The sequence below is a fragment of the Pseudomonas sp. NMI760_13 genome, assembly GCF_021283245.1.
In the GTDB taxonomy this organism is placed as follows: domain Bacteria; phylum Pseudomonadota; class Gammaproteobacteria; order Pseudomonadales; family Pseudomonadaceae; genus Aquipseudomonas; species Aquipseudomonas peradeniyensis.
Genome location: NZ_JAJSRC010000002.1, coordinates 1 through 14,357, shown reverse-complemented (window position 1 = coordinate 14,357; position 14,357 = coordinate 1). Strand labels below are relative to the sequence as shown.

Below are 14,357 nucleotides of genomic sequence, written 5' to 3'. Positions count from 1 at the left end.
CACTGCCCTGGGTGTCCACCCCCTCATGGGGGGTCCGGCACCCTGCAGGCCCTGCTCCTGGCAAGGCCTGACAAAATTTTTTGAGCCCTTGCTGGCCACAGGCTATTGGCAAGCCTAGCAAAGGGTAGCGAAGTGTGTGGACTACTCGTCCAGCTTCCTTCGGCGCGCATTCTAGCGCGCTCGCAGAAAAAGCAAAGCACCAGAAACACCCGATGGCTTGTAAGTTTTAACCCCAGGTCGCGATCAGCGCAGGGAAACCGTTTGCCCCAGGCCAAACGGTAAATTACAGGCAAAAAAATGCCCGGCGAACCGGGCAAGTTTTCCAGCATCGCGGTTACAGGTTGTAGCCGCGCTCGTTGTGTTGAGCCAGGTCGAGGCCGACCGACTCTTCTTCTTCGCTGACCCGCAGGCCCATCACCAGGTCCAGGACCTTGAGGATCACGTAGGTGACAATGGCGGTGTAGACCACGGTGAAGATCACACCCTTGGCCTGGATCCAGAACTGCGCGGCGATGTCGGTGACCGCGCCGAAGCCACCCAGGGCAGGCGCCGCGAACACGCCGGTGAGCAGGGCGCCGATGATGCCGCCGATGCCATGCACGCCGAAGGCGTCGAGGGAGTCGTCATAGCCCAGCTTGCGCTTGAGGCTGGTGGCGCAGAAGTAGCAGACCACGCCGGACACCAGGCCTATCACCAGGGCGCCCATCGGGCCGACGGTGCCGGCGGCCGGGGTGATGGCGACCAGGCCGGCAACCACGCCCGAGGCGATGCCCAGGGCGCTTGGCTTGCCGTGGAAGATCCACTCGGCGAACATCCAGCCCAGGGCGGCGGCGGCGGTGGCGATCTGGGTCACCAGCATGGCCATGCCGGCGGTGCCGTTGGCGGCAGCGGCGGAACCTGCGTTGAAGCCGAACCAGCCGATCCACAGCATGGCCGCGCCCATCAGGGTGTAGCCCAGGTTGTGCGGGGCCATCGGCGTGGTCGGATAGCCTTTGCGCTTGCCCAGCACCAGGCAGCAGACCAGGCCGGCGATACCGGCGTTGATGTGCACCACGGTGCCGCCGGCGAAGTCCAGCACGCCCCAGTCCCACATCAGCGCGCCGTCACCGCTCCAGACCATGTGCGCGATCGGCGCATAGACCAGGGTGAACCACACGCCCATGAAGATCAGCATCGCCGAGAACTTCATGCGCTCGGCGAAGGCACCGACGATCAGCGCCGGGGTGATGATGGCGAAGGTCATCTGGAAGGTGATGAACACCGCCTCGGGGAACAGCGCGGTGGCCGAGGTCAGGCCCGACGGCGTGACGCCGTTGAGGAAGGCCTTGGAGAAGCCACCGATGAAGGAATTGAAGTTGAGCACGCCCTTTTCCATACCCGCGGTATCGAAAGCCAGGCTGTAGCCGTAGATGACCCAGAGGATGCTGATCAGCCCGGTGATGGCGAAACACTGCATCATCACCGACAGCACGTTCTTCGAGCGCACCATGCCGCCGTAGAACAGGGCCAGGCCCGGGATGGTCATGAACAGGACCAGTGCCGTCGAGGTGAGCATCCAGGCGGTGTCGCCGGAGTTCAGCACGGGGGCGGCAGTTTCCTCGGCCAGGGCCAGCCCTGGCATTACGAGGGACAATAGGGCTCCTAGCCCTGCGATCTTGCGCAGAGTCATGTTGTTTTCTCCTGGGGCGTTGGGTTTGGTGAGGCTTTGCTTGGCGCTTAGATCGCGTCGGTATCGGTTTCGCCGGTACGGATGCGGATCGCCTGCTCCAGATTGACCACGAAGATCTTGCCGTCGCCGATCTTGCCGGTGTTGGCCGCCTTGGTGATGGCTTCGATCACCCGATCGAGGTCCTTGTCGTCGATGGCGACATCGATCTTCACCTTGGGCAGGAAATCGACCACATATTCAGCGCCGCGATACAGCTCGGTGTGACCCTTCTGCCGGCCGAAGCCTTTGACTTCGGTCACGGTGATGCCCTGCACGCCGATTTCCGACAGCGACTCGCGCACGTCGTCCAGCTTGAACGGCTTGATGATGGCAGTGACTAGCTTCATGAAACTCTCTCCCGATTTGGTGGACTTGCCCCAGGAAAACAAACCCGTCTCAAGTCTAAGCGCAGCGCCTGGCTTTGTAACGCGTCGTCGGCTCCATCCTCCCCGCCGACGCACGATCCGGCTGTGACGAAGAACCTTCCAGCTCCACCTGCGCACTGCCTGGTCACAAGGGACTGCATCAGTGCATGGCTCGCTCAGGTCATTGCAGAAACCTTGCCAGTTGGCACAAGTCACGGGAAAACAGGTAGTTGCGTGAACCGGTAGGGATTGGCCAATCGCCAGCAGGGAAAAAGCGCACAAAATCGGTGCGCGACCTTTGGCCGCCCTGCGCGAAAAGCGTGCAGCGCAAGTGGCCCGGGGGCCCGTGCTACACTGCTGCCCTTTCAGTGATCAGCGGATACCAGACATGCTCGCGCCCAAAGCCTTCCTCGATGCCCTGAGCGACCAGGCATCGCGCCTGTTCAGCGGTGACACCGCCGCGCCCCGCGCCGAACTGGAAAGCCAGTTCAAGGTGCTGATGCAGGGCGCCTTCAGCAAGCTCGACCTGGTCAGCCGCGAGGAGTTCGACAGCCAGATGGTAGTGCTGGCCCGCACCCGCGCCCGCCTCGAAGCCCTCGAGCAGCAATTCGCCGAGCTGGAAGCACGGATCGCCCCGCCTACTCAGGAATAAGTCATGCAACCGTCCAGCGATTACCCGGTGCTGCTGTTCTCCTACGGCACCTTGCAGGACAAGGCCGTGCAACTGGCCAACTTCGGCCGTGAACTGACCGGCCAGGCCGACCGCATGCCGGGCTATCGCCAGGACTGGGTGCAGATCACCGACCCGCAAGTGCTGGCCACCAGCGGCAAGAGCCACCACCCCATCGTCTCCCCCAGCGAGCGGGCCGAAGACAGCGTCGCCGGCATGGTCTTCCAGATCAGCGAGCAAGAGCTGGCCGCTGCCGATCGCTATGAAGTAGCGGACTACAAGCGTATCGCCGTCGGCCTCGCCTCGGGGCTGACCGCCTGGGTTTATGTACGCGCCTGAATGCCTCGGGCGTGGTGATTGATCACACGGAGTGCTTCCCCATGAAAGTCAGTGCACGCAATGTCTTCGAAGGTAGTGTCAGCGACATCAAGCCGGGCGCGGTGAATGCCGAGGTCGAGCTGACCCTGGCCGGCGGCGAGAAGCTGGTGGCGGTGGTCACCATGGCCAGCCTGCACAACCTCAACATCAACGTCGGCAAGCAGGCCGTGGCGCTGGTCAAGGCGCCCTGGGTGGTGCTGATGACCGATGCCGCCGGCTACAGGCTGTCCGCGCGCAACAGCCTGGAAGGCGAAGTGCTGCGGGTCGGTGACGGCGCGGTGAATGCCGAGGTGGTGCTGAAGCTCTCGGGCGGTACCGAGGTGTATGCCATCGTCACCCGCGAAGCGGTGCAGGAGCTCGGCCTGAAGCCGGGTGTGAAGGCCACCGCGCTGATCAAGGCCTCGCACATCATCCTGGGCGCCAAGCCCTGATCGAATGCCCGCTTCTACCTTGACCAGGCAGAAGCGCGCGCACCCTGTGGGAGCGGCTTCAGCCGCGAAGCAAGCGACACGGTGGACGGCACCGGCTTCGCCGGTGTTCGCGGCTAAAGCCGCTCCCACAGGTACTACGCCAACCTGTAGGAGCGGGCTTGCCCCGCGATAGCACTTGCGCAGTACCTTGCATTAATTCCCCTCCCAGCAGATGAAACATATTTAAGTTACGCCTTCACGGTTGACTTCCCCGCTATGCTTTGCATAAAGTTCACCCGCCCCGAAAAGCGGGCCTTTATTTCAACTCACGAAGAATTCAATGGACACAGTATCTAGTCGCTGTCTGGCAGCCTTTGGTCGCCAGGCACTTGAACCGGAACTCCGGGCCCGCCCCTAGGTCGGGCAAGCCGCGCCAGAGCCTGCTGCTCCGCCGTCGCTTGTCGCCCCGGGTGCCCGCCCGGTCGGAGGCAAGCTCATGAACCTCGATATCTCCATCCCTCGCCTGCGCACCTGTGCGCACAAGGCCCCGCACCGTCCTGTCCTCGGCTGGGGTCTGACCTCGTCCCTGGAACCGCCCAGTCGATAGCGCGCCCGTTGCTGCCTGCAGTGACGCGCGCCGTGCTGTCCGTTCGCTGAACTGACGCCATATAAATCGTCAGAAACTTCCGAACTTTAAGTAATTAAAGTTCGTTGAAGTTCTATTGCCCGCCATTTAACAAAGGGATTAACCGACCATGGAATCAGCCAGTAGAAAGTTCGCTGCCGATCTTATTTCCGGCATTCGCCAGCGAACACGTAAACGTCGGAAAAACCATGTTTTTCATTGTTTGAATCATTGCGACACGGGACACGTTCACTCACCTTCCCAACCGTGAGTCGACTGTGTGTCGTGCCGCCTCCTGCGGCAGGAGCACAGCCAAATGACCGTAAAAGACCGCAACACCCACAGCAAAGCCGGCGATGATGCCCGCCTGTCCATGCGTGCCGCCCGCGAGGCACGCAACGGCCTGGCCGTGACCCTGGCCAACCTCGACGCCAGCGAGCTGGGCCTGACCGAACACGAGGCCGCCAAGCGCCTGCAGCGCGACGGCGCCAACCAGGTCGCCCACGACAAACCGCAACCGGCCCTGGTGCAATTGCTCAAGGCCCTGCACAACCCCTTCATCTACGTGCTGCTCACCCTCGCCGGCATCAGCTTCATCACCGACTACTGGCTGCCGGTAAGCGCAGGCGACATGGAAGAAGCGGACCTGACCAAGGTCATCATCATCATGACCATGGTCAGCCTCAGCAGCCTGCTGCGCTTCTGGCAGGAGTACCGCTCGGGAAAGGCCGCCGATGCGCTCAAGGCCATGGTCCGTACCACCGCCACCGTGCTGCGCCGCGAGCGCCACGACCAGCCGGCGCGCCTGCGCGAAGTGCCGATGAACGAACTGGTGGCCGGCGACATCGTGCAACTGGCCGCTGGCGACATGATCCCCGCCGATATCCGCCTGATCGAGTCCCGCGACCTGTTCATCAGCCAGGCCGTACTGACCGGCGAAGCGCTGCCGGTGGAGAAATACGACACCCTCGGCCACGTCGCGCAGAAATCCGCCGGAGGCAGCGCCAACGATGAAAGCGGCCTGCTGGACCTGCCCAACATCGGCTTCATGGGCACCAACGTGGTCAGCGGCCGCGCCCGCGCCGTGGTGGTGGCCACCGGCAAGCGCACCTACTTCGGTTCGCTGGCCAAGGCCATCGTCGGCTCGCGCAGCCAGACCGCCTTCGACCGCGGGGTGAACAGCGTCAGCCGTCTGCTGATCCGCTTCATGCTGGTGATGGTGCCGGTGGTGTTCATGCTCAACGGCGTGGTCAAGGGCGACTGGAGCGACGCCTTCCTGTTCGCCCTGGCCGTGGCCGTGGGCCTGACCCCGGAAATGCTGCCGATGATCGTCAGCGCCAACCTGGCCAAGGGTGCCGTGGCCATGGCCCGGCGCAAGGTGGTGGTCAAGCGCCTGAACGCCATCCAGAACTTCGGCTCGATGGACGTGCTGTGCACCGACAAGACCGGCACCCTGACCCAGGACCGCATCATCCTCGAGCACCACGTCGACGCCAGCGGCCACAAGGACCCGCGCCTGCTGGAACTGGCCTGGCTCAACAGCCACCACCAGAGCGGCGTGAAGAACCTGATGGACCAGGCCGTGCTGCGTTTTGCCGGCGAAGACCAGGGCTTCCAGCCACCCTATGCCTACGCCAAGGTCGACGAGCTGCCCTTCGACTTCATCCGCCGGCGCCTGTCGGTGATCGTCAAGGATGCCCTGGGCGACCACCTGCTGGTGAGCAAGGGCGCCGTCGAGGAAATGCTGGCCATCGCCACCCATGTCGAAGAAGGCGGCCAGCGGGTCGCCCTGGATGCCGGGCGACGCCAGCAACTGCTGGATACCGCCAGCGCCTACAACCAGGAGGGCTTCCGCGTGCTGCTGGTTGGCACCCGCGACATTCCGGCCGCCGCCGGCAAGCCCCAGTACCACACCGATGACGAGCGCGAGCTGGTGATCCGGGGCTTCCTGACCTTCCTCGACCCGCCCAAGGAAACCGCCGGCCCGGCCATCGCCGCCCTGCGCGAGATGGGCGTGAAGGTGAAGGTGCTGACCGGCGACAACCCGGTGGTCACCTGCAAGGTCTGCCGCGAAGTGGGCCTTGCGCCCGGCCAGCCGCTGCTCGGCCAGGACATCGAGCGCCTGGACGACACCCAGCTCAAGGCGCTGGTCGAGGAACGCACGGTGTTCGCCAAGCTCACCCCGCTGCAGAAGTCGCGGGTGCTCAAGGCGCTGCAGGCCAACGGCCACACCGTGGGCTTCCTTGGCGACGGCATCAACGACGCCCCGGCGCTGCGCGATGCCGACGTGGGCATCTCGGTGGACAGCGGTACCGACATCGCCAAGGAATCGGCCGACATCATCCTCCTGGAAAAGAGCCTGATGGTGCTGGAAGAAGGCGTGCTCAAGGGCCGCGAAACCTTCGGCAACATCATGAAGTACCTGTGCATGACCGCCAGCTCCAACTTCGGCAACGTGTTCTCGGTGCTGGTGGCCAGCGCGTTCATCCCGTTCATGCCGATGCTGGCGATCCACCTGCTGCTGCAGAACCTGATGTACGACTTCTCCCAGCTGTCGCTGCCGTGGGATCGCATGGACAAGGAATTCCTGCGCGAACCACGCAAATGGGATGCCCGCAACATCGGCCGTTTCATGCTGTGGATCGGCCCCACTTCGTCGATTTTCGACATCACCACCTTCGCCCTGATGTGGTACGTGTTCGCCGCCAACAGCGTGGAAATGCAGGCGCTGTTCCAGTCCGGCTGGTTCATCGAGGGGTTGCTGTCGCAAACGCTGGTGGTGCACATGCTGCGCACCCGCAAGGTGCCGTTCTTCCAGAGCACCGCGGCGCTGCCGGTGATCCTGGCCACCGGCCTGGTGATGTGCCTTGGCATCTACATCCCGTTCTCGCCGCTGGGGGCCATGGTCGGGCTGGTGCCGCTGCCGTGGGAATACTTCCCGTGGCTGGCCGCCACCCTGCTGGGCTACTGCCTGGTGGCCCAGGGCATGAAGACCCTGTACATCCGCCGCTTCGGCCAGTGGTTCTGAGGGGGTGGCCATGCGCGTACTGATCTGCGCGGGGCGCAACTACGCCGACAGCCAACGCTGCCGCCAGGCGCTGGACGCCCTCCAGCGCCAGCAACCGATCCGGGTGCTGATCCACGGCGGCAGCCAGCACCTGGGCGGCGAGATCGAAGGCTGGGCCCGCGAGCAGGGCGCCGACATCGTGCGCTACCCGCCCAACTGGCAGCTGCACGGCAAGCTGGCCGAGCGCCTGCGCAACGTCTTCATGCTGCGCGACAGCCGGCCCGACCTGGTGCTGGCGTTGCCGGGCGGGGACGACACCGAGGAACTGCTGGCACGGGCGCGGGGTTCGGGGATTCCGGTGATCTGCGGCAGGCAGCCTCGGGCGGCAGGCGCCAACGGTACTGAGTGCCAGGCCGGACAAAACTCGACGCACTCTTCTCGTCCACCTGCCCAGGAGCACCACTAAGCTTTGCCAGGCCGCAGGATGCGGCCATCACCTGCAAACACGGAGTGCCCATGTCCCTCGCCCTCGTCCACAGCCGCGCCCAGGTGGGCGTGCAGGCCCCCGCCGTCAGCGTCGAAACCCATCTGGCCAACGGCCTGCCCACGCTCACCCTGGTCGGCCTGCCGGAAACCACGGTCAAGGAGAGCAAGGACCGGGTACGCAGCGCCATCGTCAATTCCGGACTGGACTACCCGGCCCGACGCATCACCCAGAGCCTCGCCCCCGCCGACCTGCCCAAGGACGGTGGCCGCTACGACCTGGCCATCGCCCTGGGCATCCTCGCCGCCAATGGCCAGGTGCCGGTAGCCACCCTCGACGATATCGAATGCCTGGGCGAACTGGCCCTGTCGGGTGCATTGCGCCCGGTACAGGGCGTGCTGCCCGCGGCATTGGCGGCCCGGGATGCGGGCCGGGCGTTGGTGGTGCCTCGGGAGAATGCCGAGGAGGCCAGCCTGGCCAGCGGCCTGGTGGTGTATGCAATGGGGCACCTGCGCGAGCTGGTGGCCCACCTGAACGGCCAGCCCGCGCTGTCTCCCTACGCAGCCAATGGCTTGCTGCTGGAACAACGCCCCTATCCGGACCTCAGCGAAGTCCAGGGCCAGATCGCGGCCAAGCGCGCCCTGCTGGTCGCCGCGGCCGGTGCGCACAACCTGCTGTTCACCGGCCCGCCGGGCACCGGCAAGACCCTGCTTGCCAGCCGCCTTCCCGGGCTGCTGCCGCCGCTGGACGAGCGCGAGGCACTGGAGGTGGCGGCGATCCGCTCGGTCAGTGGCCATGCACCGCTCGACAGCTGGCCGCAGAGACCCTTTCGTCACCCCCATCATTCCGCATCCGGCCCGGCATTGGTGGGCGGCGGCAGCCGGCCGCAACCCGGCGAGATCACCCTGGCGCACCATGGCGTGCTGTTTCTCGACGAGCTGCCCGAGTTCGAACGGCGCGTGCTGGAGGTGCTGCGCGAACCGCTGGAGTCCGGCGAGATCGTGGTGGCCCGGGCCAAGGACCGCGTACGTTTTCCGGCGCGCTTCCAGCTGGTGGCGGCCATGAACCCCTGCCCCTGCGGCTACCTGGGCGACCCCACCGGCCGCTGCCGGTGCAGCAGCGAGCAGGTCCAGCGTTATCGCAACAAGCTGTCGGGCCCACTGCTCGACCGCATCGACCTGCACCTGACGGTGGCTCGGGAAAGTACCGTGCTGACCCACCAGCCCAGTGGCGAGACCAGCGCCAGCGTCGGCCAGAGGGTGGCCGAGGCCCGGGCGCTGCAGCAGCGCCGGCAGGGCTGCGCCAACGCCTTCCTCGACCTCAAGGGGCTGCGTCGGCATTGCCCGCTGGAGCCGGTTGACCAGGCCTGGCTGGAGCAGGCCTGCGAACGGCTGACACTGTCGTTGCGGGCGGCGCACCGGCTGCTGAAGGTGGCCCGCACGCTGGCGGACCTGGAGGGCGCGCAATCCATCGCCAGGGCGCACCTGGCGGAAGCGTTGCAGTACCGCCCCGGCGCTTGATGCTGCCCCCCTGTGGGAGCGGGTTTACCCGCGAAACAGACAACGCGGTGCCTGGCACCCGCTTCGCGGGTGTTCGCGGGTAAACCCGCTCCCACAGAAGCTGGCCAAGACGCACTCAATCAGCGTCATAGCGGAAATATATTTTGTGCACTAACTATGTGCGCGCAAAATTAATCCCAAGCAGCAAGCAGTCGCCATCCCCACTCAGCAGAACCCGGAGAACGATCATGACCCTTCGCAAAGCCTTCGCCCTCACCGTTACCACCCTGGCCCTCGGCACCAGCGTCAGCAGCTTCGCCAGCGAAGCCACCCCGTACCACTACGGCATGGACCTGGACATCGCCAAGGTCGTCAGCGTCGATGCACCCGCCAGCGTCCAAGGCCAGGCCAGCACCGCCACCCTGACCTACCGCGACAGCAGCGGCCAGCTGCGCGCCGTGAGCTACGTGCAACCCACCGTCCTCGCCAACCAGAACTGAGCCACGGCTCGAACCCTAAAGGAGCTAGAACATGAAACTGTCCCACACCCTGACCGCCGGCCTGCTGGCCCTCGCCGTGAACAGCGCCTTCGCCGCCGGCAGCCCTGGCGTCGAGCACACCACCCAGGGCTTCCTCGAGGCCCTGGCCGCCGGTGGCGGCAAGCCGCTTGAAACCCTCGCGCCCAAGGATGCCCGTGCGGTGTTGAGCGGTGCCCAGGCCGGGGTGAAGGTCGACCTGTCGGGGATCCGCGTCGAACGCCGGACCATCCAGGCCGATGGCCAGCCGCTGGAGATCCGCGTGGTGCGGCCCGAAGGCGCCAAGGGTGAACTGCCAGTGTTCATGTTCTTCCACGGCGGCGGCTGGGTGCTGGGCGACTACCCCACCCACGAACGCCTGATCCGTGACCTGGTGGTGGGCTCCGGTGCTGCGGCGGTGTACGTCGACTACACGCCATCGCCGGAGGCCAAGTTCCCCACCGCGATCAACCAGGCCTACGCCGCCACCCGCTGGGTCGCCGAGCACGGCAAGGAGATTGGCGTGGACGGCAGCCGCCTGGCGGTGGCCGGCAACAGCGTCGGCGGCAACATGGCCGCGGTGGTGGCACTGAAGGCCAAGGAGGCCGGCACGCCCAGGCTGCGCTTCCAGGCCCTGTTGTGGCCGGTGACCGACGCCAACTTCAACAACGCGTCGTATAACCAGTTCGCCGAAGGGCACTTCCTGACCCGCAACATGATGCAGTGGTTCTGGAACAACTACACCACCGACCCGCGCCAGCGCGACGACATCCACGCCTCGCCGCTGCGCGCCAGCCTCGAGCAGTTGAAAGGTCTGCCGCCGGCCCTGGTGCAGACCGCCGAGATGGACGTGCTGCGCGACGAAGGCGAAGCCTATGCCCGCAAGCTCGACGCCGCCGGGGTACCGGTGACCGCCGTGCGCTACAACGGTCTGATCCATGACTACGGCCTGCTCAATGTGCTGAGCACCGTGCCCAGTGTGCGCAGTGCCATGGACCAGGCGGCACAGGCCTTGAAAACCCATCTTCAATAAGTGGCCGATCACCATCGCGGGGCAAGCCCGCTCCCACGCAAGGTGTCAGACCTTCTTCGGAGTGTGCGCAGTGCCATGGACTAGGCGGCGCAGGCCTTGAGAATCCATCTGCAATAAGTGGTTGATCGCCATCGCGGGGCAAGCTCGCTCCCACGCAAGGTAGCTGACCTTCGTGGGAGCGGCGATGCGGCGGCCCGACTTGCCCCGCGATTGATTCGGCAAAGGTCCTACTTTCAGAACGCTGCTTCCTGTAACCCCAGGATTGTCCTGTTTCCCTCCTGGCCCGAAAATGCCCGCCTCTTTCATCGATGGCATAAGCTGTTGCATCAAACGCTGCCGCACGCAGTTCAAGGAGTCCGAGCAATGCCACACGAAGGCAGCCTTCTACAAACCGCCGTCATCTTCCTCCTCGCCGCCGTGGTCGCCGTGCCCCTGGCCAAGCGCCTGCAACTGGGCGCCGTGCTCGGCTACCTGCTGGCCGGCGTGGCCATCGGCCCGCAGGCCCTGGGGCTGATCCGCGACACCGAGAGCGTCGCGCACATCTCCGAGCTGGGCGTTGTCCTACTGCTGTTCATCATCGGCCTGGAGCTGTCGCCCCGGCGCCTGTGGCTGATGCGCAAGTCGGTGTTCGGCGTCGGCACCGCGCAGGTGGTCCTGACCGGCGCGGCGCTCGGCGCCATCGCCCTGTTCGGTTTCAGCCAAAGCCTGCCGGCGGCCATCGTGCTCGGCCTGGGCCTGGCGCTGTCGTCCACCGCCCTGGGCCTGCAGAGCCTGGCCGAGAGCAAGCAGCTCAACGCGCCCCACGGCCGCCTGGCCTTCGCCATCCTGCTGTTCCAGGACATCGCCGCGATCCCACTGATCGCCCTGGTGCCGCTGCTGGCCGCCAGCGGCCCGGACACCAGCCAAGGCGACAGCTTCGAGCATGGCCTGAAGGTATTCGCCAGCATCGCCATCGTCATCGTCGGCGGCCGCTACCTGCTGCGCCCGCTGTTTCGCACCGTTGCCCGCACCGGCCTGCCGGAGGTGTCCACCGCCACCGCGCTGCTGGTGGTGATCGGCACTGCCTGGCTGATGGAGGAAGCCGGTATTTCCATGGCCCTGGGCGCCTTCCTCGCCGGCCTGTTGCTGGCCGACTCCGAATACCGCCACGAACTGGAAGCGCAGATCGAACCGTTCAAGGGCCTGCTGCTGGGGCTGTTCTTCATCAGCGTCGGCATGGGCGCCAACCTGCGCCTGCTGTTGGAAATGCCGCTGGTGCTGCTGGGCATGACCATGCTGTTGATCGCGGTGAAGCTGGTGCTGCTGATCGGCGTCGGCCGCATCGCCGGGGGCCTCAACAGTGCCAGCGCGCTGCGCCTGGGCATGGTGCTGGCCGCCGGTGGCGAATTTGCCTTCGTGGTGTTCAAGCTGGGCAAGGACCAGGGCCTGTTCGACACCCTGACCTACGACCTGCTGCTGATGACCATCACCCTGTCGATGGCCCTAACCCCGCTGCTGATGATCGGCTGCGCCCGCGCCCTCAAGCGTCCGCAACCCGCCCGGGAAGTGCCCGAGCAGTACAAGCAGATCGACGCCGGCACGCCACGGGTGGTGATCGTCGGCATGGGCCGCATGGGCCAGATCGTGGCGCGCATCCTGCGGGCGCAGAAGATCCCCTTCGTCGCCCTGGAAACCTCAGTGGACACCATCGAGATGACCCGCATGTTCGAGCAGGTGCCGGTGTTCTACGGCGACCCATCGCGCACCGAGGTGCTGCATGCGGCCAAGGTCGGCGAAGCCGAGTACGTGATCATCACCATCGATGACCCCGAGGCCGCCACCCGCACGGCCGAGCGGGTCAAGCGCCTGTACCCGCACCTGAAGGTCATTGCCCGGGCGCGCAACCGCCAGCATGTGCACAAGCTGGTGGACGTGGGCGCCGAGCCGATTCGCGAGACCTACCATTCCAGCCTGGAGATGAGCCGGCGGGCGCTGGTCGGGCTGGGGCTGACCGAGGCCCAGGCGGCGGATCGCATCGCCCGGTTCACCGAGCATGACGAGCAGGTGCTGGAGGCCCAGGGGCATGTGCGCGACGACCGGGCCAAGGTGATGCAGACGGCCAAGGAAGCGCGGGTGGAGCTGGAGCGGTTGTTTGCGTCGGATGAGGATTGAGGCTCAGGCGAACGCGAGCCGCTCGATGGGTGGATGCTCGCGGTGCGCGGCCTGCCACAGGTCGTAAGCCGCCTGCTCGGCCAGGTACTGACGGGCACTGCCAAGACCGGCCAGTTCGAGGCGATAGGCCAGGTCGGCTGAAATGGCTGCATGGCCGTTGAGCACTGTGGATAACTGACCACGTGAATAGCCCAGGTGGCGGGCCAGGGAAGAGACGTTCATGCCGATGGCGGGCAGGACGTCTTCGCGCAGGGCTTCGCCGGGGTGGGGTGGGTTGTGCATAGGCATGGTTTCAGCCCCTTAGTGATAGTCCAGATAATCGACCAGCTCGACATCAGTACCGATAAAACGGAACACCAAACGCCAGTTGCCCGAAACATTTACGGCCCAGAAGGTGTCCAAACGCCCCCGCAACGGATGAAGACGATTGCCCGGACGGTCCAGCTCCGAAGGGCTTTGCGCGACATCCAGCGATGCAAGTAAACGCCGCAGACGTGCTACGTGATCAAATCGGACACCTGAGGTATCACCCTGCAGGTGAAGTGATTTCAGGCCTTTGTGCCTGAAACTCCGAATCATGGTTGAAGAAGTGTAAGGCCACACCTTACACCTATCAAGGCTGCTTGAGTCATGATGCGTCCCTGTGGAATGGAAAGAACGCAGTTTGATCACTCAGGCCAACTCGATGAGAGCCCCCGCTCTCTGGAGTTCTTGTCAGATCGTTCCTGAGCTGCTGCGAGTGGCTGGCAACCTCAAGTTAGAACAATCCCAACCACTTCCTACGAGCTCTGCAGACCTTTCCCACTGGGCAGCCTGCAGCCCAAGAAATACCCTACAAAGTCTGTCGATACCCTTCTGATTGTCCGGGGAAATCATGCCCTCTAGGCTGACCGGGTCGCTGTCGGTTCAGCGATCGGGCGTGGAAACCCGGCTGGTTGGTTATCGGATTATCTGTCGTGACGGCAGCTGTACGCGGGAGGCCGCAAAGCCTGCCGGGGTTCTCCGATAACCTGGTTTTCCACCCCGTGTACAGCCGCCACCCTTCGCGTGGAAACGGACGGTGCCGGTCAATTTCTATCGGAGTTTGACCATGAAAAAAATCGTCCCCGACCCACCCCTCCCCGACACCCGCCACCACCCCTTCGGCAAATGCGACGCCGGCCACCCACCGCTGTTCGCGGTAAACCCCAACATCAACGCCCACGACGCCCTGGTGCATGTCGCCGAGTACCTGCGCAGTGCCTACAACGTCGGCTACAAGGCGCTGGAGCATATGGATGAAACCGGCAGGAGCCTGTTGTGGGCCAGCCTGCATGGCATCGAGATGGCCGAAGGCCTGACGGAGGCGATGCTGGAGGGTATTGAGTCGTCCTGAGAAGCAGATCGCATGAGGGCCGCCAAGCGCTTGCCGATGGCCTTGCAGCGCCTATCAGATCGAGCGCCGCCCGCGCGGCGCATCGCGGCACAAGGCCGCTCCTACATCTGTTTCGGGCCAGTCAATCCTGTGCCATT

General features: G+C 64.9%; 14 protein-coding genes. 10 read left to right on the top strand and 4 right to left on the bottom strand.

What is annotated here, in order from left to right:
* Positions 1-334: 334 nt before the first annotated feature.
* Both LU671_RS01905 and glnK read right to left on the bottom strand, forming a co-directional pair.
* The gene (locus tag LU671_RS01905; protein ID WP_028688622.1) at positions 335-1,669 is read right to left on the bottom strand and encodes an ammonium transporter; all 1,335 of its coding nucleotides are present in this window, start codon (positions 1,667-1,669) and stop codon (positions 335-337) included.
* Positions 1,670-1,716: 47 nt separating this feature from the next.
* Positions 1,717-2,055, bottom strand: a complete 339-nt coding sequence (gene glnK / locus LU671_RS01900) for a P-II family nitrogen regulator (RefSeq protein ID WP_002555808.1) — start codon at positions 2,053-2,055, stop codon at positions 1,717-1,719.
* Between the two features lie 406 nt (positions 2,056-2,461).
* Between glnK and LU671_RS01895 the strand changes: the two genes are divergently transcribed.
* The 9 genes from LU671_RS01895 (at position 2,462) to LU671_RS01855 (ending at position 12,845) form a co-directional block, all read left to right on the top strand.
* On the top strand, positions 2,462-2,725 hold the full coding sequence (locus LU671_RS01895; protein WP_203648991.1) for an accessory factor UbiK family protein: 264 nt from the start codon (positions 2,462-2,464) through the stop codon (positions 2,723-2,725).
* A gap of 3 nt (positions 2,726-2,728) precedes the next feature.
* Entirely contained in the window at positions 2,729-3,082 is a 354-nt protein-coding gene (locus LU671_RS01890) for a gamma-glutamylcyclotransferase family protein (RefSeq protein WP_232854788.1), read from the top strand.
* 41 nt (positions 3,083-3,123) lie between these two features.
* Complete coding sequence (locus LU671_RS01885; RefSeq protein ID WP_110734074.1) at positions 3,124-3,552, top strand: TOBE domain-containing protein; 429 nt, start codon at positions 3,124-3,126, stop codon at positions 3,550-3,552.
* 920 nt (positions 3,553-4,472) lie between these two features.
* Positions 4,473-7,184 carry a magnesium-translocating P-type ATPase gene (gene mgtA / locus LU671_RS01880; protein WP_232854787.1) on the top strand — a complete coding sequence of 904 codons (2,712 nt, stop codon included), beginning with the start codon at positions 4,473-4,475 and terminating at the stop codon, positions 7,182-7,184.
* Between the two features lie 10 nt (positions 7,185-7,194).
* Positions 7,195-7,629: a DUF2493 domain-containing protein gene (locus tag LU671_RS01875; protein WP_232854786.1), complete on the top strand. Its 435-nt coding sequence runs from the start codon at positions 7,195-7,197 to the stop codon at positions 7,627-7,629.
* Between the two features lie 50 nt (positions 7,630-7,679).
* Positions 7,680-9,167, top strand: a complete 1,488-nt coding sequence (locus LU671_RS01870; RefSeq protein WP_232854785.1) for a YifB family Mg chelatase-like AAA ATPase — start codon at positions 7,680-7,682, stop codon at positions 9,165-9,167.
* Between the two features lie 227 nt (positions 9,168-9,394).
* A complete protein-coding gene (locus LU671_RS01865; protein ID WP_203649041.1) occupies positions 9,395-9,646 on the top strand; it encodes a DUF2790 domain-containing protein in 252 nt (83 codons plus the stop codon).
* 31 nt (positions 9,647-9,677) lie between these two features.
* On the top strand, positions 9,678-10,694 hold the full coding sequence (locus LU671_RS01860) for an alpha/beta hydrolase (protein ID WP_232854784.1): 1,017 nt from the start codon (positions 9,678-9,680) through the stop codon (positions 10,692-10,694).
* 363 nt (positions 10,695-11,057) lie between these two features.
* Positions 11,058-12,845 carry a monovalent cation:proton antiporter-2 (CPA2) family protein gene (locus LU671_RS01855; RefSeq protein WP_203649045.1) on the top strand — a complete coding sequence of 596 codons (1,788 nt, stop codon included), beginning with the start codon at positions 11,058-11,060 and terminating at the stop codon, positions 12,843-12,845.
* 3 nt (positions 12,846-12,848) lie between these two features.
* Here the strand turns inward: LU671_RS01855 and LU671_RS01850 are convergent, their stop codons facing one another.
* Positions 12,849-13,133: a HigA family addiction module antitoxin gene (locus LU671_RS01850; protein ID WP_046853662.1), complete on the bottom strand. Its 285-nt coding sequence runs from the start codon at positions 13,131-13,133 to the stop codon at positions 12,849-12,851.
* Positions 13,134-13,145: 12 nt separating this feature from the next.
* Positions 13,146-13,424, bottom strand: coding sequence for a type II toxin-antitoxin system RelE/ParE family toxin (locus LU671_RS01845; protein WP_232854950.1), 279 nt, complete (start codon positions 13,422-13,424; stop codon positions 13,146-13,148).
* A gap of 511 nt (positions 13,425-13,935) precedes the next feature.
* On the opposite strand from LU671_RS01845, the gene LU671_RS01840 reads away from it, so the two are divergent.
* Positions 13,936-14,220 carry a DUF6124 family protein gene (locus LU671_RS01840; RefSeq protein ID WP_028688634.1) on the top strand — a complete coding sequence of 95 codons (285 nt, stop codon included), beginning with the start codon at positions 13,936-13,938 and terminating at the stop codon, positions 14,218-14,220.
* The last annotated feature ends 137 nt before the right edge of the window (positions 14,221-14,357 follow it).